This is a genomic window from Flavobacterium sp. CG_23.5 (assembly GCF_017875765.1).
GTDB lineage: Bacteria > Bacteroidota > Bacteroidia > Flavobacteriales > Flavobacteriaceae > Flavobacterium.
This window is the reverse complement of sequence record NZ_JAGGNA010000001.1, coordinates 3,379,497-3,399,521: the sequence shown is the minus strand read 5'-3', so window position 1 is coordinate 3,399,521 and position 20,025 is coordinate 3,379,497. Positions and strand designations below refer to the sequence as shown.

19 protein-coding genes are annotated in these 20,025 nt (G+C 34.3%); 11 read left to right on the top strand and 8 right to left on the bottom strand.

Translation table 11 applies throughout. The features are described 5' to 3' along the window. Positions 1-36: 36 nt before the first annotated feature. Together H4V97_RS14575 and H4V97_RS14570 are read left to right on the top strand one after the other, a co-directional pair. Positions 37-411, top strand: a complete 375-nt coding sequence (locus H4V97_RS14575; RefSeq protein WP_209550090.1) for a DNA topoisomerase IV — start codon at positions 37-39, stop codon at positions 409-411. A gap of 56 nt (positions 412-467) precedes the next feature. Next, a complete protein-coding gene (locus H4V97_RS14570) occupies positions 468-1,241 on the top strand; it encodes a TerC family protein (RefSeq protein WP_209550089.1) in 774 nt (257 codons plus the stop codon). A 38-nt stretch (positions 1,242-1,279) separates the two neighbouring features. On the opposite strand, the gene H4V97_RS14565 is transcribed toward H4V97_RS14570, so the two are convergent. From H4V97_RS14565 to ychF, 5 genes are all read right to left on the bottom strand, one after another. Then, entirely contained in the window at positions 1,280-3,991 is a 2,712-nt protein-coding gene (locus H4V97_RS14565; RefSeq protein WP_209550088.1) for a DNA gyrase/topoisomerase IV subunit A, read from the bottom strand. A 64-nt stretch (positions 3,992-4,055) separates the two neighbouring features. Beyond that, positions 4,056-5,159, bottom strand: coding sequence for a YhcG family protein (locus H4V97_RS14560; RefSeq protein WP_209550087.1), 1,104 nt, complete (start codon positions 5,157-5,159; stop codon positions 4,056-4,058). A 153-nt stretch (positions 5,160-5,312) separates the two neighbouring features. Beyond that, positions 5,313-7,175 (bottom strand): DNA topoisomerase IV subunit B, encoded by a 1,863-nt coding sequence (locus H4V97_RS14555; RefSeq protein WP_196849103.1) that lies wholly within the window; start codon positions 7,173-7,175, stop codon positions 5,313-5,315. A gap of 138 nt (positions 7,176-7,313) precedes the next feature. Beyond that, positions 7,314-7,835 (bottom strand): NADPH-dependent FMN reductase, encoded by a 522-nt coding sequence (locus H4V97_RS14550; RefSeq protein ID WP_209550086.1) that lies wholly within the window; start codon positions 7,833-7,835, stop codon positions 7,314-7,316. Between the two features lie 337 nt (positions 7,836-8,172). Then, entirely contained in the window at positions 8,173-9,267 is a 1,095-nt protein-coding gene (gene ychF / locus H4V97_RS14545; RefSeq protein WP_196849101.1) for a redox-regulated ATPase YchF, read from the bottom strand. A gap of 222 nt (positions 9,268-9,489) precedes the next feature. On the opposite strand from ychF, the gene H4V97_RS14540 reads away from it, so the two are divergent. The 3 genes from H4V97_RS14540 to H4V97_RS14530 all read left to right on the top strand — a co-directional run bounded on the left by H4V97_RS14540 (position 9,490) and on the right by H4V97_RS14530 (position 13,629). Then, positions 9,490-12,138 (top strand): TonB-dependent receptor, encoded by a 2,649-nt coding sequence (locus tag H4V97_RS14540; protein WP_209550085.1) that lies wholly within the window; start codon positions 9,490-9,492, stop codon positions 12,136-12,138. Positions 12,139-12,233: 95 nt separating this feature from the next. After that, positions 12,234-12,980: a class I SAM-dependent DNA methyltransferase gene (locus tag H4V97_RS14535; RefSeq protein WP_196849099.1), complete on the top strand. Its 747-nt coding sequence runs from the start codon at positions 12,234-12,236 to the stop codon at positions 12,978-12,980. 112 nt (positions 12,981-13,092) lie between these two features. After that, positions 13,093-13,629 (top strand): hypothetical protein, encoded by a 537-nt coding sequence (locus H4V97_RS14530; protein WP_196849098.1) that lies wholly within the window; start codon positions 13,093-13,095, stop codon positions 13,627-13,629. An 80-nt stretch (positions 13,630-13,709) separates the two neighbouring features. Here H4V97_RS14530 and H4V97_RS14525 read toward each other — a convergent pair whose 3' ends face one another. Then, positions 13,710-14,060: a 4Fe-4S dicluster domain-containing protein gene (locus H4V97_RS14525; RefSeq protein ID WP_196849097.1), complete on the bottom strand. Its 351-nt coding sequence runs from the start codon at positions 14,058-14,060 to the stop codon at positions 13,710-13,712. A 135-nt stretch (positions 14,061-14,195) separates the two neighbouring features. Here H4V97_RS14525 and H4V97_RS14520 point away from each other — a divergent pair, with 135 nt between their 5' ends. The 6 genes from H4V97_RS14520 (at position 14,196) to H4V97_RS14495 (ending at position 19,038) form a co-directional block, all read left to right on the top strand. Continuing rightward, complete coding sequence (locus H4V97_RS14520; RefSeq protein WP_196849096.1) at positions 14,196-15,269, top strand: acyl-CoA reductase; 1,074 nt, start codon at positions 14,196-14,198, stop codon at positions 15,267-15,269. 78 nt (positions 15,270-15,347) lie between these two features. Further along, positions 15,348-16,418 carry a 3-phosphoserine/phosphohydroxythreonine transaminase gene (gene serC / locus H4V97_RS14515; RefSeq protein WP_209550084.1) on the top strand — a complete coding sequence of 357 codons (1,071 nt, stop codon included), beginning with the start codon at positions 15,348-15,350 and terminating at the stop codon, positions 16,416-16,418. 124 nt (positions 16,419-16,542) lie between these two features. Further along, positions 16,543-17,493, top strand: a complete 951-nt coding sequence (locus H4V97_RS14510) for a D-2-hydroxyacid dehydrogenase (RefSeq protein WP_209550083.1) — start codon at positions 16,543-16,545, stop codon at positions 17,491-17,493. 93 nt (positions 17,494-17,586) lie between these two features. Beyond that, positions 17,587-18,150, top strand: a complete 564-nt coding sequence (locus H4V97_RS14505) for a hypothetical protein (protein ID WP_209550082.1) — start codon at positions 17,587-17,589, stop codon at positions 18,148-18,150. A 118-nt stretch (positions 18,151-18,268) separates the two neighbouring features. Then, positions 18,269-18,703 (top strand): DUF6146 family protein, encoded by a 435-nt coding sequence (locus H4V97_RS14500; RefSeq protein WP_209550081.1) that lies wholly within the window; start codon positions 18,269-18,271, stop codon positions 18,701-18,703. Positions 18,704-18,735: 32 nt separating this feature from the next. Further along, positions 18,736-19,038, top strand: coding sequence for a DUF6787 family protein (locus H4V97_RS14495; protein WP_209550080.1), 303 nt, complete (start codon positions 18,736-18,738; stop codon positions 19,036-19,038). A 13-nt stretch (positions 19,039-19,051) separates the two neighbouring features. Here the strand turns inward: H4V97_RS14495 and H4V97_RS14490 are convergent, their stop codons facing one another. Next, the gene (locus H4V97_RS14490; RefSeq protein WP_196849091.1) at positions 19,052-19,348 is read right to left on the bottom strand and encodes a hypothetical protein; all 297 of its coding nucleotides are present in this window, start codon (positions 19,346-19,348) and stop codon (positions 19,052-19,054) included. Positions 19,349-19,398: 50 nt separating this feature from the next. After that, complete coding sequence (msrA, locus tag H4V97_RS14485) at positions 19,399-19,947, bottom strand: peptide-methionine (S)-S-oxide reductase MsrA (protein WP_196849090.1); 549 nt, start codon at positions 19,945-19,947, stop codon at positions 19,399-19,401. Positions 19,948-20,025 lie beyond the last annotated feature (78 nt).

Sequence of the window (20,025 nt, the reverse complement as noted above, 5' to 3'; positions counted from 1 at the left end):
AATCCAAAAAAATTAAAAATAAACGCTCTTAAAAAAATGAAAAAAATAATACTTCTCCTCCCACTACTGTTACTAATGTCGTGTTATAATGTGGAACGCAACTGTGCAGCTTTCAAAACAGGCAAATTTAAATTTGAATATAAAGTAAACGGTGTCAAAAAAACAACTGTTTTTGAACGCAATGGCAGCATTGAAATTGAAACTTTTGAAGGAAAAACGGATACTGCTTCGATACGATGGGTAAACGATTGTGAATATATTTTGCGAAAATTGCATCCCAAAAACAAAGCAGAGGAAAAAGCAATCGACATGAAAATTTTGACAACATCAAAAAATTCCTATACCTTTGAATTTGGAATGGTTGGTGTAGATACAAAACAAAAAGGAACGGTTACGAAAATTGCGGATTAACACGCCATTTTAAAATTACATAAAAGGAGAAAAATTATAAATTAGAATTAAATAAAATGGAAGTATTTTTAAATGCCGATGCGTGGATTGCCCTATTAACATTAACCTTTCTGGAAATTGTATTAGGAATTGACAACATTATTTTCATTTCGATTGCCACTGGAAAATTGCCAATTGAGAAACGAAAAAGTGCTACCAAAATTGGAATGTTTTTAGCTATGTTTATGAGAATCGGACTTTTGTTTGGTATTAGTTTGTTAATTCAAATGAAAGAACCTTGGTTCAACATTAACCTAAGTTGGTTTTCAGCAGGAATTACAGGTCAAAGCCTCATTTTACTTGGTGGTGGATTATTCTTAATTTACAAGAGTACGAATGAAATTAGGGAAAAAGTGGACGAAAAAGGGCATGAAGAAAAAGAATTAGGTAAGGCTGCAACAAAATCGTTTCAAAATGTACTTTTACAAATCATTATGATTGATTTAGTTTTCTCGTTCGACAGTATTCTTACCGCAGTTGGTATGACAAACGGAGTTGAAGGCGCTCTTTATATCATGATCACTGCAGTGGTTATTTCTGTTTTAATAATGATGCAATTTGCGGTACCAGTCGGAAATTTTGTAAACAAACATCCTTCCATACAAATTCTTGGTTTATCATTTCTAATATTGATTGGGTTTATGTTACTTACGGAAAGTGCCCATTTATCGAATGCTTTAATATTTGGAAACCACGTAACACCGGTACCAAAAGGATATCTATATTTTGCTATCACATTCTCTTTACTTGTAGAAATATTGAATATGAAAATGACAAAAAAGAAAAAATAACAGTGCATAAAAAAAGCTTCCGTCGTGGAAGCTTTTTTTTATTCTAAAGTCAAAGTTATTTGTCCATCATCTTCCAGTTGAACAGCAGAATCGTCCCCATTTGTTTCACCTTCAACCTCGATGTTTTCCGGAACAATCTCTTGCGGAATTTCGTACGGCAAAGATTCCAGAAGATTAACCTGTTTCAATTTATCGGTTGTCAATTGATTACCAAGCGCCTTAAATCCTTTTATGTTAATATAGGATTCGATATCTATAGTCATATTCTCTTTTTGAACTCCTTTCACTTTAGGAAAAATCAATTCGGCAACTGGACGATAATCCGTTGACACGATTTCCAACTGTGAGTTAGGATGTTCCGTGATAAAACTTTCTTCTTTATTTTCGGTTTCTACCAAGAAACGTTTAACGTAGTATCTTTCTTTTTCACCATCATAATAAATGGCAGATATTGGTTTTTTGGGAATCCATTTTTCCAAAACGACCATATCTTCATCAAAATGCGTCGCTAATTCAGGCGTAATCACTTTGAGTTTACCAGTTTGTGAAACAACCAATATTTTATCATTTGGTCTAAATTCGCCAAGCAACTCTCCCCTTCCATCTACGTTTAATCGTTGAACCGTATCATCAAACCAAACTTTTCTAGGCAATAAAGTAGAGATTCCTTTCTCTTTCAACTCGATTTTTTTGATGGGATATTTGGTTACCAAATTTCCTTTGGAAGCCCGACCTTTAATGGCTAAACTGGCAAAATCGATATCGAATTTCAGTTTTTTGACAGTTCCAATTTGGCGTAATAGAATGGTTATCACTTCTGCTTCTCCATTTGGATTACAAGAAAAATACAACACTTGAGAACCTGCAGTTTCATTTGTCAAATCATACGCTTTGTCACGTGTAACACCCGAAACATTGAAACGTTTTATGTACGATGGTCCCGATTTTCCATCACGGTAAATCATGTTATAAATAGTACGCTTGTCGCTTTTGTCAAAAATAGCAATGTGAATAATGTCTTTCCCCACAAAGGTTTTAGCATCCACTTTAGTAATCATCATTTTTCCATCACGAAGAAAAACAATTACATCATCAATATCAGAACAATCGGTAACATACTCGTCTTTTTTCAAACTCGTTCCTACGAAACCTTCTTCCTTATTCACATATAATTTAGTATTTCGCAACACTACTTTTGTCGCTTCAATATCATCAAAAATACGGAGCTCTGTTTGGCGCTCACGACCTTTTCCGTACTTCTCTTTTAACTTCGCAAAATAGGCTATCGCAAAATCAGTCAGATGTTCTAAATCGTGTTTTACCTGTTCAATATCACCTTCCAGCGATTCAATTTTATCCTGCGCTTTATTGCTGTCAAATTTAGAAATACGCATGATTCGGATATCCAATAAACGCAGAATATCGTCTTCGGTAACCGCTCGTTTTAAATGTTTGATGTGTGGTTTCAAGCCATCATCAACCGCTTTTATTACCGTTTCACGAGTTGTCATTTCTTCAATGTCACGATAGATTTTATTTTCGATAAAAATACGTTCCAAAGAAAGAAAATGCCATTGTTCCTCCAATTCACTCAACTGAATTTCGAGTTCACTTTTAAGCAATTGAACGGTTCTGTGCGTTGAAATTTTCAACATTTCAGAAACCCCGATAAACAATGGTTTGTTATCTTCAATTACGCAACCCAATGGCGCCACCGAAGTTTCGCAAGCCGTAAAAGCAAATAATGCATCAATGGTTTTATCAGGAGAAACACCAGGAAAAAGATGGATTAAAATCTCGACATCAGCCGCGGTATTATCCTCTATTTTTTTGATTTTGATTTTACCTTTGTCATTGGCTTTCAAAATACTGTCAATCAAAGTCGTCGTATTGGTAGAGAACGGAATCTGGGTAATCACCAAAGTATTTTTATCAAGTTGCGCAATTTTAGCACGAACTCGAACACGACCGCCGCGCAAACCGTCATTATAATTCGACACATCTGCAATACCTTGTGTCATAAAATCGGGATAAATCGTAAAAGGTTTTCCCTTTAATATTTTTATCGATGAATCTATTAATTCGTTAAAATTATGAGGCAAGACTTTCGTCGAAAGACCAACAGCAATACCTTCAGCACCGGAGGCAAGCAATAAAGGAAACTTCACCGGAAGATTGTTCGGCTCCGCTCGTCGCCCATCATAAGAAACACCCCAATCCGTAATTTTTGGAGAATACAAAACCTCCAAAGCAAATTTGGACAAACGTGCTTCGATATAACGGGAAGCTGCTGCGCCATCACCAGTTAAAATATTCCCCCAGTTTCCCTGACAGTCAATTAGTAATTCTTTCTGACCAATTTGTACCATCGCATCACCAATACTCTGATCTCCGTGAGGATGATATTGCATAGTGTGCCCAACAACATTGGCCACTTTATTGTAGCGACCGTCATCCAGCTCTTTCAACGAGTGCATGATTCGGCGTTGTACCGGTTTAAATCCATCCTCAATTGCAGGAACGGCACGCTCCAGAATTACATAGGAAGCATAATCTAGAAACCAGTCTTTGTACATTCCCGTAACTTTGGTAATGGTATCGTTTCCGTCTTCTTGATTGTCGTAAAAATGCTGTCCTCCAGAAGACACGATATCGTCAAAACCTTCGTCATTTGATTCGTTTGATTCATTTGACTCGTCTTGCGATTCGTCTTCGTTTGGAATTATGTTATCTTCTTCTTCGTCTTTCATGTAAAAGTTTAAGGTTTAAAAGTTTAATTGTTTTAGGTTGTTTAACCAACCAACTTATAAGCTTTTATATCTGCTCAATTAGTTTCAATAAATCTTCTTTACTCGGCAATACCGTTTTGTATTTACTGGCAAATATTTGTTCGTTATTTTCAGGTAAAGTGTATTCCACCACCAAATCGCTTTTGTTTTGGCAAAGTACTATTCCAATCGTTTTATTTTCATCTTCTAAACGCATTTCTCGGTCGTAATAATTCACATACATTTGCATTTGACCCAAATCCTGATGTTTTAACTCTCCAATTTTCAAGTCAATTAAAACAAAACATTTTAATATTCGGTTGTAAAAAACCAAGTCAATTCTAAAATGTTTATCATCAAAAGTGATTCTTTTTTGTCTCGAAACAAAGGTAAAACCATGACCTAATTCTAGCAGAAAATGTTCGAGCTTATTAATGATTTCTTCTTCTAATTCTGATTCAGAATATTGATGCAATTCTGGCAGTCCAAGAAATTCAAGAATATACGGATCTTTGATTATATCTTTAGGTTTCTCAAAAATCTGACCTTTTTCAGAAAGTTTTAAAATCCCTTCTTTATCTCTACTTAGAGCCAATCTGGTATATAAAGCAGAATCGTATTGACGTTGTAATTCTCGAACGCTCCAGTTGTATTTTTCGGATTCTATTTCGTAAAAACGTCTTTCTTGCTCATGGTCAATTCGCATTAAGAAAACATAATGTGTCCAAGTTAGTTTGAAAAACGAAATCAGCGACTGCACTTTTTGATTTTCAGAAACCCCAGTCAGTGACTGAGATATCTTAGTATTCAATTCCCCAGTCAGTGACTGGGATTTTTGAATTTGTAAAATCCGAGACAGTGTCTCGGAAATTGAGTAAGCCAAATAAAACTTCCTCATATTCTCTAAATTAACTACAGAAAACCCCTTTCCAAACTCATTATTAAGCTGCTTTGAAAGTCCCTTTAACAGTTGCTTACCATATTCAGCCCTATCTTTTCCGTTTTGTTCTTCTTCTACAATCATGCGCCCAATCTCATAATAAGTATAAACCATGGTTTGGTTTATTGTTCTTATTACTTGCTGTTTTGATAGTTGAAGCAAATCAACAACTTGAGTGAATAATGTATTATTTTGAAGATTTTCTGACATCAATTTTATTATTCCTTGTTTCTTTTTTGAATGAGGCTAGTCTTTATTATTTCAAACTTTTAATAATAAAAAAAGTCACTAAAAAACCAACGACAAAAGCTATTATGGTATAAATCAGATTTTTTTTGCTAATCATAATTCAAATATTAAATATTAATTCTTTTCGATCACATCCAAATCTACCTTCAGATTCTTGATGATAAATTCCTGACGATCCGGCGTATTTTTGCCCATATAAAAAGACAATAATTGCTCAATCGAGGTATTTTTATCCATCATAATAGGATCTAAACGAATGGTTTCTCCAATGAAATTTTTGAACTCATCTGGGGAAATTTCCCCCAATCCTTTAAATCGAGTGATTTCCGGTTTTGGTTTTAATTTTTCGATGGCAGCTTTTCGTTCGTCATCAGAATAGCAGTATATTGTTTCTTTTTTGTTTCGAACTCTAAAAAGTGGCGTTTGCAAAATATACAAATGACCTTCTTTTATCAATTCTGGGAAAAATTGTAGAAAGAACGTAATCAGCAACAAGCGAATGTGCATTCCATCGACATCGGCATCTGTAGCGATTACAATGTTGTTGTACCGTAATTTCTCTAATCCATCTTCAATATCTAGCGCTGCTTGCAATAAATTGAATTCTTCATTTTCATACACAATTTTCTTGCTCATTCCGTACGAATTCAAAGGCTTTCCACGCAAGCTAAAAACAGCTTGTGTATTGACATCACGTGATTTTGTAATGGATCCAGATGCCGAATCTCCCTCCGTGATAAAAAGGGTACTTTCCAGATTTTTAGGATGTTTTGTATCCGGAAGATGGGCGCGGCAATCTCTTAATTTCTTGTTGTGTAAATTCGCTTTTTTGGCACGATCTGTAGCTAATTTTCGAATACCAGACAGTTCTTTACGCTCTCTTTCGGCTTGAAGAATTTTTCGCAAGAGCGCGTCTGCTGTTGGAGGATTCTTGTGTAAGTAATTGTCTAATTTTGTTTTCACAAAATCATTTACAAATGTACGCACCGAGGGCATTCCTGGCTCAGAGCCCATATCCGTAGAACCTAATTTGGTTTTGGTTTGTGACTCAAAAACCGGCTCCATTACTTTAATACTTACCGCCGTAACAATAGATTTTCGAACATCTGACGCTTCAAAATTTTTATTATAAAACTCCCGGATGGTTTTTACAATTGCTTCACGATAGGCGGCAAGATGTGTCCCTCCTTGCGTTGTGTTTTGTCCGTTTACAAAGGAATGGTATTCTTCGCTGTACTGCGATTTACTATGTGTTAGGGCGATTTCTATATCTTCTCCTTTCAAGTGAATGATTGGGTATTCCAAATCATCCGCATGGATGGTTTCTTCCAATAAGTCTTTCAGACCATTTTCAGAAAAATATTTTTCGCCATTGAATAAAATAGTTAAACCATTGTTTAGATAACAATAGTTTTTAAGCATTTTGATTATATACTCGAAACGGAATTTGTAATTTTTGAAAATCGCTTCATCTGGAATAAAAGTAACTTTAGTTCCTTTACGCTTCGTGGTTTCAATAATAGCTTCTTCTAGAACTAAATTCCCTGCGGAAAATTCCGCTGCTTTTTGTTTCTCATCCCGAACGGATTCTACACGGAAATAATTAGACAAAGCATTTACTGCTTTTGTCCCTACTCCATTCAAACCAACGGATTTTTTAAATGCCAAAGAATCGTATTTCCCTCCAGTATTCATCTTGGAAACCACATCAATCACTTTTCCCAACGGAATTCCACGACCGTAATCTCTAACGGTAACGGTCTTATCCTTAATAGTTACCTCAATAGTTTTTCCCGCACCCATGACAAATTCATCGATACAGTTGTCGAGAACTTCTTTTAAAAGGATATAAATACCATCATCTGGCGAGGAACCATCTCCCAATTTCCCGATGTACATTCCAGGACGCATGCGAATATGTTCTTTCCAGTCGAGTGACCGAATATTATCTTCGGTATATTGATTTTGATCGGACATTGTAGATTTTGTGGATTTGGTGCTAATATAGGATATCTCAATATACTTTAAAAGACTATGACCCCAAAGTTATCAAGAATGATATTGACAAAGAATCTGAGATTTTTGATTTAGGATTATAGGATTTCATTATAAAAATTAAAAATTGTCAACGAGCTTTTTCAACTGATTATCCAATTCAGCGTTGGAAATCTTACCGTTTGCACTATCAAAGTTTACATCGAAACTAGGTAAAGAAAATGTTTCTTTTATATTTCCACCATAAAATGGAAACGCATTTTTAGCGATTCCCAATACGCTTGCTCCTCCTTTTGCTCCGGGAGATGTTGCCATCAGCAGCATGGGTTTTTCCTGAAAAACTTTTGCATTTATTCTAGTACACCAATCGAAAATATTTTTGAATGCCACGGAATAATTTCCGTTATTCTCTGCCATGGAAACCACTACAATATCAGCAGTAGCAATTTTATCTAAAAACGCTTGCGCCAATGCATGGTGTCCTATTTCTTCTTCGATATCCACGCTATAAATTGGCATTTGGAAATCATTTAAATCCAAAACTTCAACTTCCCCATTTTCAAAGAAATGAGCCGCGTAGGTCGCTAATTTCTTATTGATAGAATTCTTACTAGGGCTTGCGCCAAAGGCGATTATTTTCATGATAGTTCGTTTTTGTTAAAAGTAGTAAAAATAAAACAGTAATAAAATAATTAGCCACTGATTCACAGATTACAAAATAAATAAGTCAAAACGAGTCTTTATTTTTATCTGCATCACTTTTACCCCAGATTGAAACGGAAAGCATTTTTCAAATCAATCTTATTTTTTCTTGTCATAAAAGAGCGACCAACGGAAGCTCCTTTTATGACTTAGAAAAAAGAGATTGATGGGAAAATCTTGAAGTGTAAAGCTGGATTAGGTACAAAAAAAACCTGCAAAATTTCTTCTGCAGGCTTTCAAATTTATTTAATAAGGTTGCTTCATTCCTCGCAATAACTTAGACGTTAAAACGGAAATGCATCACATCACCATCTTTAACCACATATTCTTTTCCTTCTACTTTGAATTTTCCAGCCTCTTTGCATTTGGCTTCAGAACCGTATTGCACAAAATCTTCATAAGCAATAACTTCGGCGCGGATGAAACCTTTTTCGAAATCCGTGTGGATAACCCCAGCTGCTTGTGGTGCAGTTGCTCCAATATTGATCGTCCAGGCGCGAACTTCTTTGACACCAGCCGTAAAATAGGTTTGCTGTTTTAATAATTTATAAGCTGCACGAATCAAAACGGATGCTCCAGGCTCCGTTAATCCCATATCTTCAAGAAAAACCTGACGCTCTTCATAACTTTCCAATTCAGTAATATCAGCCTCAGCTCCTACCGAAAGAATGATTACTTCGGCATCTTCATCTTTTACTAATTCCCGAATCTGATCTACGTAGGCATTTCCGTTTACCGCTGAATTCTCATCTACATTACAAACGTACAAAACTGGTTTTGCCGTAATCAGTTGAAAAGATTCCATTAAAACTTCTTCATCGTTGTTTTGCGGAGTCACCGTTCTAGCTGATTTTGCTTGAAGTAACGTTTCTCTAATTCTATCTAAAAGTGCTTTTTCGGTTTGCGCCTCTTTGTTTCCTGTTTTGGCGGCACGATTTACTTTTTCCAAACGTTTTTCAACATTCTCTAAATCTTTCAATTGCAACTCGATATCAATCGTTTCTTTGTCACGAATTGGATTTACATTTCCGTCCACGTGAACAATATTATCATTGTCAAAACAACGCAATACGTGAATAATCGCATTACATTCTCTAATATTACCAAGAAACTGATTTCCTAAACCTTCGCCTTTGCTGGCTCCTTTAACTAAACCTGCAATATCAACAATATCAACTGTTGCCATTTGTACGCGTTCTGGTTTAACCAATTCTTCCAGTTTTTCAATTCTGGAATCAGGAACATTTACTACACCTATATTAGGTTCGATTGTACAAAAAGGAAAGTTGGCACTTTGCGCTTTTGCATTTGACAAACAATTAAACAATGTTGATTTTCCAACATTTGGCAATCCTACAATTCCTGCTTTCATGATCTTTATGTTTACAGATAGCATTTACTGCTATTCGTTCTAGTGTTTACTTTAAAAGTTTGCAAATATAAGCTATAATAAATATTCCCTTCAAAAAACGGAGCATTAAAATAATTTTAATAACTTTTTTATAAAAAAAACCGCTATCCTTAATGTTTTGTTAAAAAAAAAATTATATTGCATAAGAAATTAGACTTAACAATAAACCAAACACAACTTATTATGAAAAAAATTGCATTACTATTTTTACTGCTTAATGTCAGTTTTCTTTTTGCACAAAAAGAAATCACCGGCGTTGTAAAAGATAATTCTGGCGCTGCTCTGCCTGGCGTTAACATCATCGAAAAAGGAACAAACAACGGCGTCTCAACAGATATTGATGGGGCCTATAAAATCAAGGTTAAAGACGGAGCCACATTGGTCTTCAGTTACGTTGGTTTTTCTAAATTGGAAAAAGAAGCAACAAGTTCCACAATTGATGTTGTTTTATCTGAGGAAGGTGGACAAGCGCTAGACGAGATTGTGGTTACTGGAACAAGAACTGCACCTAGGAGTAACACTACTACTGCGCTTCCTATTGATGTGATCTCTTCAAAAGATTTGGCTTCAACCGGTCAAGCTTCTTTTGATAAGGCATTACAGTACAAAATTCCATCATTTAACACGGTTCAAACGCCTGTTAATGATGCGACTTCCTTACTTGATCCATACGAAATTAGAAATATGGGACCAAGTAGAACCTTAATCCTAATCAACGGAAAACGTAAAAACTTAAGTTCTTTACTTTATGTACAAACCTCTCCAGGACGTGGGGAAACAGGTGCAGATATCTCTGCAATTCCTACTGACGCTATCGAAAGAGTAGAGATTCTTCGTGATGGTGCATCTGCACAATACGGATCTGATGCGATTGCAGGAGTAATGAACATTATTTTGAAAAAGAGTGCCGCTAATGGATCAGTTACTGTGAGAAGTGGAATAACTTCAGAAGGTGACGGAGAAATGTTAGGTGTGAGTTTAAACAACGGAACAACTGTAGGGACTAAAGGATTTTTAAATTATACTGTAGATTTTTCTAAAGTTAATTTGTCTAATAGACCTGGTAAAGTTGACGCTGCTGGCGATGCAGGGGATTTTGGAGCTTCTCTTTCAGATGTTCAAGCTTTCCTTGCGAAATATCCTGATGCTGGTAATATCAATGGCGCGCCAGAAACTACTGCAGCAAAATTCTTAATAAATGGTGGATCTGACTTATCAGAAAACACACAATTATATTATAACGCTGCATATGTTTACAAAAAAGTAAACTCATTTGCTAATTACAGAACACCATATTGGAGAACTTTATCCGATTATCCTTTCTTGAAAGACTTCTTTGGAGATGGGACTCCAGCTTCGTACAAAGGTTATGTACCCACTTTCACGGGAGATTTGAATGACTACAATGCAACATTGGGTTACAAATCAAAAATGAATGGGTGGAATACTGATGTAAGTATTACTACTGGTGGAAACAAACAAGATTACTCTGTAGAGAATTCTTTCAACAGATCTAACATTAAAGATTCAAATGGACAAAATGTTTACCTAGAAAACAGCCCAATTTCATTCAAACCAGGAGGAACATCTTTCAATCATATTGTTGGGAATTTAGATATCTCAAAAGTATTATCTGATAAAGTTAGCATCGGTTTCGGATCGGAGTTCAGAACTGAAAATTTCGAAGTAATTGAAGGCGACAAAGCGTCGTGGGAAGGCATTGGAGCTGATTCATTCGCTGGAAACAGACCAGAAAATTCAGGTAAATGGAATCGTTATAATTTAGGTGGTTATTTAGATTTAGCATACGACGTAACAAAAGACTTCTTAATAAACGGTACTGTTCGTCATGAACAATATAGTGATTTTGGCGGAGCTACAGTTTGGAAATTAAGTTCTAGATATAAATTTGCTGAGGATAAAATCACATTAAGAGGTTCCGTATCTACTGGATTTAGAGCACCAACATTACACCAAATCTATACTCAAAAATCACAATATTCTTTTGTTCCTGGATCAGGTATTCAAGTGAGCGGTATTATTAATAATGTTTCACCTCAAGCACGTATATTAGGAATTCCTAGATTAACTCCTGAAAAATCGACTAACGTAACAGTTGGTGTGGGAGCGAAACCTTCAAAAAACTTTAATTTCACGGTTGATTACTATAACATTAAAGTAGAAGACCGTATCATTTTAGGGGATAAAATTGATACACAATTTGGAACAGTTGCCTGGTTTGAAAACTCATTTGATTCTAGAACTTCAGGTTTAGATGTAGTAGCAAACTATAACAACGTATTATTGGGAGCAGGGAAATTAGGATTTAACTTATCCGGAAACGTTACTTTCAAAAATGAAAGAATCTCTCCAGTAAAAAGTAATAATTTTGGACAAACACTTGAATCTTTAATGTTTACTTCTAGACCGGTAACAAAGTGGATTTTAGGTGCAAATTATGAAATCGGGAAATTTGGATTTTCTCTTAATAACACTTATTTCGGAAAAACTACTTTTGACCAAGATGGTTTAGATGCAAACTTAAAAACTGAATTTATTCCAAAAATTGTTACAGATTTAGGAGTTACATTCTCCGCATCAGACAAATTAACTTTATCTTTAAATGTAAATAATTTATTGAACGTGTTACCAGAATGGAAATTTGTAGCTGAAAACGCTGCTGGAACAGCATTGTTAAATGATCCTGCAAAAGTAAAAAATCAATACAATTTGATTACTTTCAATGGTCGTTATGATAAAACAACTTATGATGGATCACACTTCAGTCAATTAGGAACTATGTTTAATTTATCTTTGAACTACAAATTCTAATTCGGTTGTCGAATAATTTGAAAAAGGGCTGTCGAAAGATAGCCCTTTTTTTATATCGCAATTTTGTTTAATTTTATAGTATATATATATAAATCATGACAAATCTTTATGACGGAAAAATGGCGGCAATTTTTGATGCTATGTACCAAACATTCATTGATTATGATGAAGAATATCATTTTTATAATAGTTTAATCCAAGAAAACAATTGCAAAACCATTCTGGAAATAGGTAGTGGAACCGGCAATCTCGCTAAAAGATTCCAAGAAAATCAGCAAGATTACACGGGATTAGACTACAGTAACAGTATGATTGCTATCGCCAAAGAAAGGAATAAAAACTGCATTTTTATTCATGGAGACATGCGAGAATTTGAGCTTGAAAGACCTATGGATTCCATACTAATTACAGGTCGTTCTACTAGTTATATGATTACGAATGATGATGTAAATAGTACTTTTGAATCCATTTATAAGAATTTAACAAGTAACGGAATTGTTGTTTTTGATTTTATTGACGCCAATCGGTATATTCCTTTTACCAAAGAAAACCCAGTCATTATTCATCAAGCGGAATATGAAGGAACAACTTATTTAAGAGATAGCATTTGGAAAACAACTTCAGCAGAAAACTTTATGTTGGAATGGACAGCGCAATATTACACGATTAAAGATGGCGATAAAGAAATAATAGCAGATGATTTTTCAACAGTTCGTGTATTTACGTTAAATGAAATGCAGTTATTTCTTTATTTAAATGGTTTCGAAATAATCAAAACTATTGATAGAAAAACATATGCTTATGATACCTATGTTATCGCGGCAAGGAAAAAAACTAATTAAATGTTCAATTTTTTCTTGTGTGAATATTGTAATTTTTCGAAAAAATTATACAACAAACTTACTACCAATTAACTATATCTTTACAAGATACAAATCATTAAAATTAAATATTATGAAAATTATAATGTTAGGAATGGCAGCTTTTTTATTTACATTAAATATTCAAGCTCAGAATACGAATATAAAAACTGAAGTGAAAACTAATGTTTTAACAACGAAAGATTCTAAAGGAGAAAAAAAAATAATTAAAACTCAAGAAATTAAAGAAGTTCAAAATGTTGAGTTAAAAGATGCAGATTCTAATGTCTTAAATAAAGACATCCAAGCATCTCCCGTTCAAGTAACTGCAACTACAGCTGTATCTGCTGATGGTGTAACTAAAGTTATTGAAGTTGACAGATCTGCTTACTATAATTTAGGAGGGAAAAAATATAAAGTAGCTACTGATACCAGCGGTTACACAATGTTTTTACCAGATGGTAAAAAAGAAGCTATTTTAAGAAGAACATCAAACAATAATTATATTTTCAGAACAAAAAACGCTACTTCATACGGTTATTTTGATGCCAATGGAAATCTAGTTTTAGAATCCTACGATGACAAAACAGACAAAGTAACGGTTACTACTTATATTATTGTCAAACAGTAGAACTCACATTATAAATCAATAAAAAATCCTGTTCGCTTGTCGAACAGGATTTTTTTTGTGTGTTAAATAAAAATTCACATTTATTCGTTGTGCAAGAATGCTTGTCTATTTAACAATGTTTCTTCCGTTTCCACATGGTTATCATCAGGAATACAGCAGTCAACAGGACAAACTGCGGCGCATTGCGGTTCATCATGGAAACCTTTACATTCTGTACATTTTCCAGGTACAATGTAATACACTTCATCAGAAATTGGCGTTTGAGCCTCATCAGAGTCAACTTCCGTTCCATCAGGTAAAATTACCTTACCTTTAAGTTTTGTTCCGTCTTTATATCTCCAATCGTCTGCGCCTTCGTATATTGCTGTATTTGGGCACTCTGGCTCGCAGGCGCCACAATTTATACATTCATCAGTTATTATAATTGCCATCTTTTATTAATTATGAGTTAAAAGTTATGAGTTATGAGTTTAAACCGTAGAACAATTTTTTCTCCTTTGACTTATAACTTATTATAGCTTATTTTTGTGCAAAATTACAATCAAAACTATTCATAAGCAAACATAATGACATTAGAAACAAAAAAAAGTGTTTTTGTTGAATTAGGAAAATTCTTAAGTCAATTTTCTGAAGACAATACGATTAAAAAACCTACTGTTTTATACAACAATATTTTTTTTGATGATTTCATCGCTTTAATAAAATTATCGCAATCCCATAATGGATGGTACACCCCAGAACAAGTTTATTTTTCTATACAATCTTGGGCAGAAGCTCTTACGGAAGCAAATTTAAATCAATGGCTTTCTGAGTATGATTTAGGGGAAAACGTATCGAAAAATATTGCTTTAATTCTTGCTGGAAATATACCGTTAGTAGGTTTTCATGATTTTTTATCGGTGTTGATTACTGGTAATACTGTATTGGTGAAAACTTCGTCGAATGACCAACATTTACTGCCTTTTTTGGCCAAATACATTATAGCAATAGAGCCCGAATTTGCCGCTAAAATAAATTTTGTAGAGGGAAAACTTGAAAATTTTGATGCGGTTATAGCAACTGGAAGTAATAATACAGCTCGTTATTTTGAATATTATTTTAAAGATAAGCCTTCCATAATTAGAAAAAGCAGAAACTCTATTGCGGTGTTAAATGGCAATGAAACTAGAGAACAACTTAGTGCGCTGGGTGAAGATATTTTTAGATATTTTGGTTTAGGATGCCGTAATGTCTCCAAGCTTTTTGTCCCAAAAGACTACTCTTTCGTTGCTTTTTTTGAAGCTATTTTCGAATACCAAGATGTGATTCATTATGAAAAATACGCTAATAACTATGACTACAATAAAGCTGTTTTCCTGATGAGTAATTTTAAATTGTTAGACAATGGTTTTTTAACTTTAAAAGAAGATAAAAGTCACGCCTCTCCTATTTCTAGCGTCTTTTATGAATACTATGAAGACATCAATGATTTACAAATTCGATTACAATCGGAAAGCGAGCAAATTCAATGCATTGTAAGTGATTCTATTATAGAAAACAGCATTGATTTTGGACAAACCCAAAAACCTGCATTATGGAATTATGCAGATAACATCGATACTATTTCATTTTTGTTAACAACATCATCAAAAAATGTTTAATAATTCCGAAATATTTAACGCTTTTTAAAGTCCTATTCCCGAAATTTGCATCTTACATTTTTGGACATAAACTACACCATGAAAAAACACAATTACAGCGCAGGACCTTGTATTTTACCTCAAGAAGTTTTTGAGAAATCAGCACAAGCAATTTTAAACTTTAATAATTCCGGCTTATCCATTTTAGAAATTTCGCACAGAAGTAAAGACTTTGTTGCTGTTATGGAAGAAGCCAGAACACTTGCTCTAGAACTTTTAGGCCTTGAAGGCAAAGGATATCAAGCCTTGTTCCTTGCTGGCGGAGCTAGTTTAGAATTTATCATGGCCCCTTATAACTTGATGAAAGAAGGCGGAAAAGCCGCTTATCTTGATACGGGAACTTGGTCATCAGCAGCTATAAAAGAAGCAAAACTTTTTGGTGATACTGTTGTTGTCGCTTCATCAAAAGAAGAAAACTACAATCATATTCCAAAAGGATATGAAATTCCGAGTGATGCAGATTATTTCCATTGCACCAGTAACAACACTATTTTTGGTACGCAAATGAAGGAATTTCCATCAACTGATATTCCTGTTGTTTGCGATATGAGTTCTGATATATTTTCAAGAGTATTAGATTTTTCGAAATTTGATTTGATTTATGCAGGAGCTCAAAAAAATATGGGCCCCGCAGGAACGACTTTGATTGTTGTGAAAGAGGAAATTTTAGGTAAAAATGGTAGAATAATCCCAAGCATGTTGGATTATACCAAACATATCAAAGCAGAAAGTATGTACAATACGCCACCTGTTTTTCCTGTTTATGCGTCTTTATTGACGCTGCAATGGTTGAAAAATCTTGGCGGTGTTGCTGCAATCGAAAAAATAAACAATGCAAAAGCAGCTTTGCTTTATGCAGAAATAGATAGAAATCCATTATTTAAAGGTGCAGCAGCTGTAGAAGATCGTTCCAATATGAATGCTACTTTCTTGTTGAATGATGAAGCTCATGCAGCAACATTTGATGCAATGTGGAAAGAAGCTGGAATTTCCGGATTACCGGGACACCGTTCGGTAGGTGGTTACAGAGCATCTATGTACAATGCACTTCCTTTGGAAAGTGTTCAGGTATTAGTAGATGTAATGAAAGAATTGGAAACAAAGATTTAAAATTAAATAATTGAATGATTTAAAGATTTGAAAAAGCAATTTTTAAACATTTAATGTATCCATTAAAATAATCCATATTGAATCTTTTAATTTTTAAATGATTCAATTTTTAAATAAAAAATAAATGAAAGTATTAGCCAATGACGGAATTTCAAAAAGTGGAATTCTAGCTTTAGAAAAAGGTGGATTTGAAGTTATAACAACAAAAGTGGCACAAGAGCAAGTAGCTAATTTTGTAAATGAAAACAACGTTGCGGTAGTTTTAGTAAGAAGCGCAACTAAGGTTCGTAAAGATATTATTGATGCTTGCCCAGGATTGAAAATAATAGGTCGTGGCGGTGTAGGAATGGATAACATTGATGTGGATTATGCTAAAAGCAAAGGTATTCACGTAATCAATACGCCTGCTTCCTCATCAGAATCAGTGGCCGAATTGGTTTTTGCACATTTATTTTCTGGGGTTCGTTTTTTACATGACTCTAACAGAAACATGCCTCTTGAAGGCGATACCAACTTTGATGGCTTGAAGAAAGCGTACGCAAACGGAATTGAATTAAGAGGGAAAACTCTAGGAATAGTTGGAATTGGCCGCATTGGCCAGGCTACCGCTAAAATGGCTTTAGGATTAGGAATGAAAGTGATTGCTGCCGATAGTTTTATCCCGCAAGTTGATGTTAAAGTTGAATTTTTTGACGGACAATCCATCACGACTACAATAGTTTCTCAATCACTTGAATCTTTATTCAAGGAATCTGATTTCATCACTTTACACGTTCCTGCTCAAGATGGTTATATCATTGGTGAGGCAGCACTGGCTATGATGAAAGATGGCGTAGGTATTGTAAACTGTGCTCGTGGTGGTGTTATTGATGAAGTTGCCTTAGTAAAAGCATTAGACAGCGGAAAAGTATTATTCGCTGGATTAGATGTTTTTGAAAACGAACCAACTCCAGAAATGGCTATCTTGATGAATCATAAAATTTCGCTGACTCCTCATATTGGTGCTGCAACAGGTGAAGCTCAGGATAGAATTGGTACTGAGTTAGCTTCACAAATAATCAGTTTACTGAAATAGTTTTCCGCATTAAATAATAAAAGGGATTTATTAACTTGCTTAATAAGTCCCTTTTTTTTATTAAATTTGATTACTAATCTAATCTTTAATCTCATGTTTGAACAATTAACGCAGTTAGTACAACAATTTGGTAAAGAAGCAGTTGTGGAAAATAATGCTATTCCAAATGACAATAATCAGGCTGTAATGAATGAAGCCAGTAGTTCTATTATTTCGGGACTTAAAAAAATCGTTTCAGAAGGCGGCGTAGAACAGCTTGCCGCTTTATTTCAGGGAAACAATGCTCAGGATAGTTCAAATCCCGTTGTTCAAAAACTTACCGAACAACTTACAGGAAATCTTGGTCAAAAATTTGGTTTAAGTAATGAGGTCGCTTCTGGAGTTGCCACAGGCATGATTCCGAAAGTTATAGGTTCTCTAGTTAGTAGAGCAAAGGATACTAATGATTCCAGTTTTCAAATTTCGGATATAGTAAATGCAATCTCTGGCGGGAGCGGTCAAAACTCGAATATTATGGATGCTATTTCAAAATATGGAAGTCAATTTGGCTTAGACCAAAATGCAGATGGTAAAGTAGACATGTCAGATGCAATTGACGCCGTAACAAAAAACCGTAGTGGAATAGGCGGATTATTGGGCAAGCTTTTTGGAAAATAGGATAACAATATTCAATTATGGAAGTGTCATACGTCAAATAAATGACTTCTTTGTATGTAAAAAAAACTAGTGATCAGTCGTTTGTTTTTTTGTAACTTTAATGTGTTATTCTTATATCATGAAAAATTCCATTTATATATTAGCAGTTATTTTTTGTATTCTAATTGGCTGCACTACTTCTAAGTCAACTGTAACCGATAAGAACAAACTAACGGGTACAAAAAGTGACACTGTAAGGATTGCAAATGATAAACTAGAATATGAAGTCTTGATTATTGATCCTGGTTTTAGCAGTTGGATTATTACCAATACATACCCTCGCGGTTTTTATTCCCAAAGTTATTTAGAGGGCAAAAACCGAGCATGGGTAAGCGAATACAACATTCGTGTGTTACAACCCATGCGTTACAGCCCAAACTTATATGAAATGACCATCAATTACGATACTAACATTGATTATGGATATGAGGTAAATTATTTAATCTATAATTACATGGTTTATTTTCAAAATACCTACAAACAAAAACTTTTTGGTTATGTACCCCCGAGATAATCTTCTTATATTTGTAATCATTATAAATAAAGATGGACGATTTAAAAAGACGTTGGGGAATTGAAACCAATTTTCAACTCACAATTATATTTATTGTTTTTGCAATTACAGGTTCGACTTCCGCTTGGTTGTCAAAACCAGTTTGTTTCTGGCTGGGAATTACAAAAGGAGACTTAGGTTATTTGTTCACTCCTATTCGACTGCTCCTCATTTTCCCATTATATCAGGTACTTTTAGTGGCGATAGGATTTGTTTTTGGACAATTCAAATTCTTTTGGGCATTCGAGAAGAAAATGCTAAAAAGAATGGGATTCAACTTTCTATTTAAAGAATAAAAAAACGCCTCAATTACTGGGCGTTTTGTTTTTTTATCAAATAATTGTAAATCCAGGTCAGAGTAAATGACGGAATAAAATCTGAAAATGGCAATATTTCTTCTAAAAATGCAAATACACCGCCTACCTTTCCTACTGTTCCTTTATACATTACTGTCATTAGATAACCTGCTATTGGAGCCCAAACAACATCGGAAAATTCTCCAATAAAAGGAATAGTAAACGACAGCATACCTATAGCATCGAACACTAGTCCCAGCATTAGGTTTCTTTTTTTATTAACTGTTTTATCAATTTGCAATGCTTCCATAATTTTTATTAAAAAATAATTTTCATAAAAAGATACAAATTCAATGCCAATTATTTTTTGAGTTTATCCTTATACACTTTTTTCAACTTTTCCATTTTTGGTGTAATTATATAACTACAATAGCCTTGTTCCTTATTTTGGTTGTAATAATTTTGATGATAATCTTCCGCTTCATAAAATTTTGACGCCGATGATATTGTTGTTACAATTGGTTTTCCAAAGGTATTTTCTTTGGTCAGCAAAGCTATATATTCTTCTGATACTTGCTTTTGAACCTCATTATTATAAAAAATTTCACTTCGATATTGCGTACCCACATCATTTCCTTGACGATTTAAGGTTGTTGGGTCATGTGTTGCAAAAAATATTTCCAACAATTCGCCGAAACTTATCACATTAGGATCGAAAGTAATCTGAATTGCTTCTGCATGACCTGTGTCACCGTTACAAATTTCCTTATATGTTGGATTTAGCGTTTTACCACCTATATATCCAGAAACCACGCTTTTCACTCCATTTAATTCTAGAAAAACTGCTTCAGTACACCAGAAACAACCTCCTGCCAATGTGGCAACTTCTACTTCGTTTTGTAATTCCATTTTTATAGTTTTCTATTTTTTTTCAATAAGAATCAAATATATTCCTTTGGATAAAAATAATTTTAAACTCAAATTTAA

Coding starts and splice junctions, on each gene's coding strand:
- H4V97_RS14535 (WP_196849099.1), top strand. CDS start 12,234: ATGACAAATCTTTATGACGGAAAAATGGCGGCAATTTTTGATGCTATG.
- H4V97_RS14495 (WP_209550080.1), top strand. CDS start 18,736: ATGGACGATTTAAAAAGACGTTGGGGAATTGAAACCAATTTTCAACTC.
- H4V97_RS14525 (WP_196849097.1), bottom strand. CDS start 14,060: ATGGCAATTATAATAACTGATGAATGTATAAATTGTGGCGCCTGCGAG.
- H4V97_RS14555 (WP_196849103.1), bottom strand. CDS start 7,175: ATGTCCGATCAAAATCAATATACCGAAGATAATATTCGGTCACTCGAC.
- H4V97_RS14540 (WP_209550085.1), top strand. CDS start 9,490: ATGAAAAAAATTGCATTACTATTTTTACTGCTTAATGTCAGTTTTCTT.
- H4V97_RS14490 (WP_196849091.1), bottom strand. CDS start 19,348: ATGGAAGCATTGCAAATTGATAAAACAGTTAATAAAAAAAGAAACCTA.
- H4V97_RS14575 (WP_209550090.1), top strand. CDS start 37: ATGAAAAAAATAATACTTCTCCTCCCACTACTGTTACTAATGTCGTGT.
- H4V97_RS14510 (WP_209550083.1), top strand. CDS start 16,543: ATGAAAGTATTAGCCAATGACGGAATTTCAAAAAGTGGAATTCTAGCT.
- ychF (WP_196849101.1), bottom strand. CDS start 9,267: ATGAAAGCAGGAATTGTAGGATTGCCAAATGTTGGAAAATCAACATTG.
- msrA (WP_196849090.1), bottom strand. CDS start 19,947: ATGGAATTACAAAACGAAGTAGAAGTTGCCACATTGGCAGGAGGTTGT.
- H4V97_RS14560 (WP_209550087.1), bottom strand. CDS start 5,159: ATGTCAGAAAATCTTCAAAATAATACATTATTCACTCAAGTTGTTGAT.
- H4V97_RS14505 (WP_209550082.1), top strand. CDS start 17,587: ATGTTTGAACAATTAACGCAGTTAGTACAACAATTTGGTAAAGAAGCA.
- H4V97_RS14530 (WP_196849098.1), top strand. CDS start 13,093: ATGAAAATTATAATGTTAGGAATGGCAGCTTTTTTATTTACATTAAAT.
- H4V97_RS14550 (WP_209550086.1), bottom strand. CDS start 7,835: ATGAAAATAATCGCCTTTGGCGCAAGCCCTAGTAAGAATTCTATCAAT.
- H4V97_RS14500 (WP_209550081.1), top strand. CDS start 18,269: ATGAAAAATTCCATTTATATATTAGCAGTTATTTTTTGTATTCTAATT.
- serC (WP_209550084.1), top strand. CDS start 15,348: ATGAAAAAACACAATTACAGCGCAGGACCTTGTATTTTACCTCAAGAA.
- H4V97_RS14570 (WP_209550089.1), top strand. CDS start 468: ATGGAAGTATTTTTAAATGCCGATGCGTGGATTGCCCTATTAACATTA.
- H4V97_RS14565 (WP_209550088.1), bottom strand. CDS start 3,991: ATGAAAGACGAAGAAGAAGATAACATAATTCCAAACGAAGACGAATCG.
- H4V97_RS14520 (WP_196849096.1), top strand. CDS start 14,196: ATGACATTAGAAACAAAAAAAAGTGTTTTTGTTGAATTAGGAAAATTC.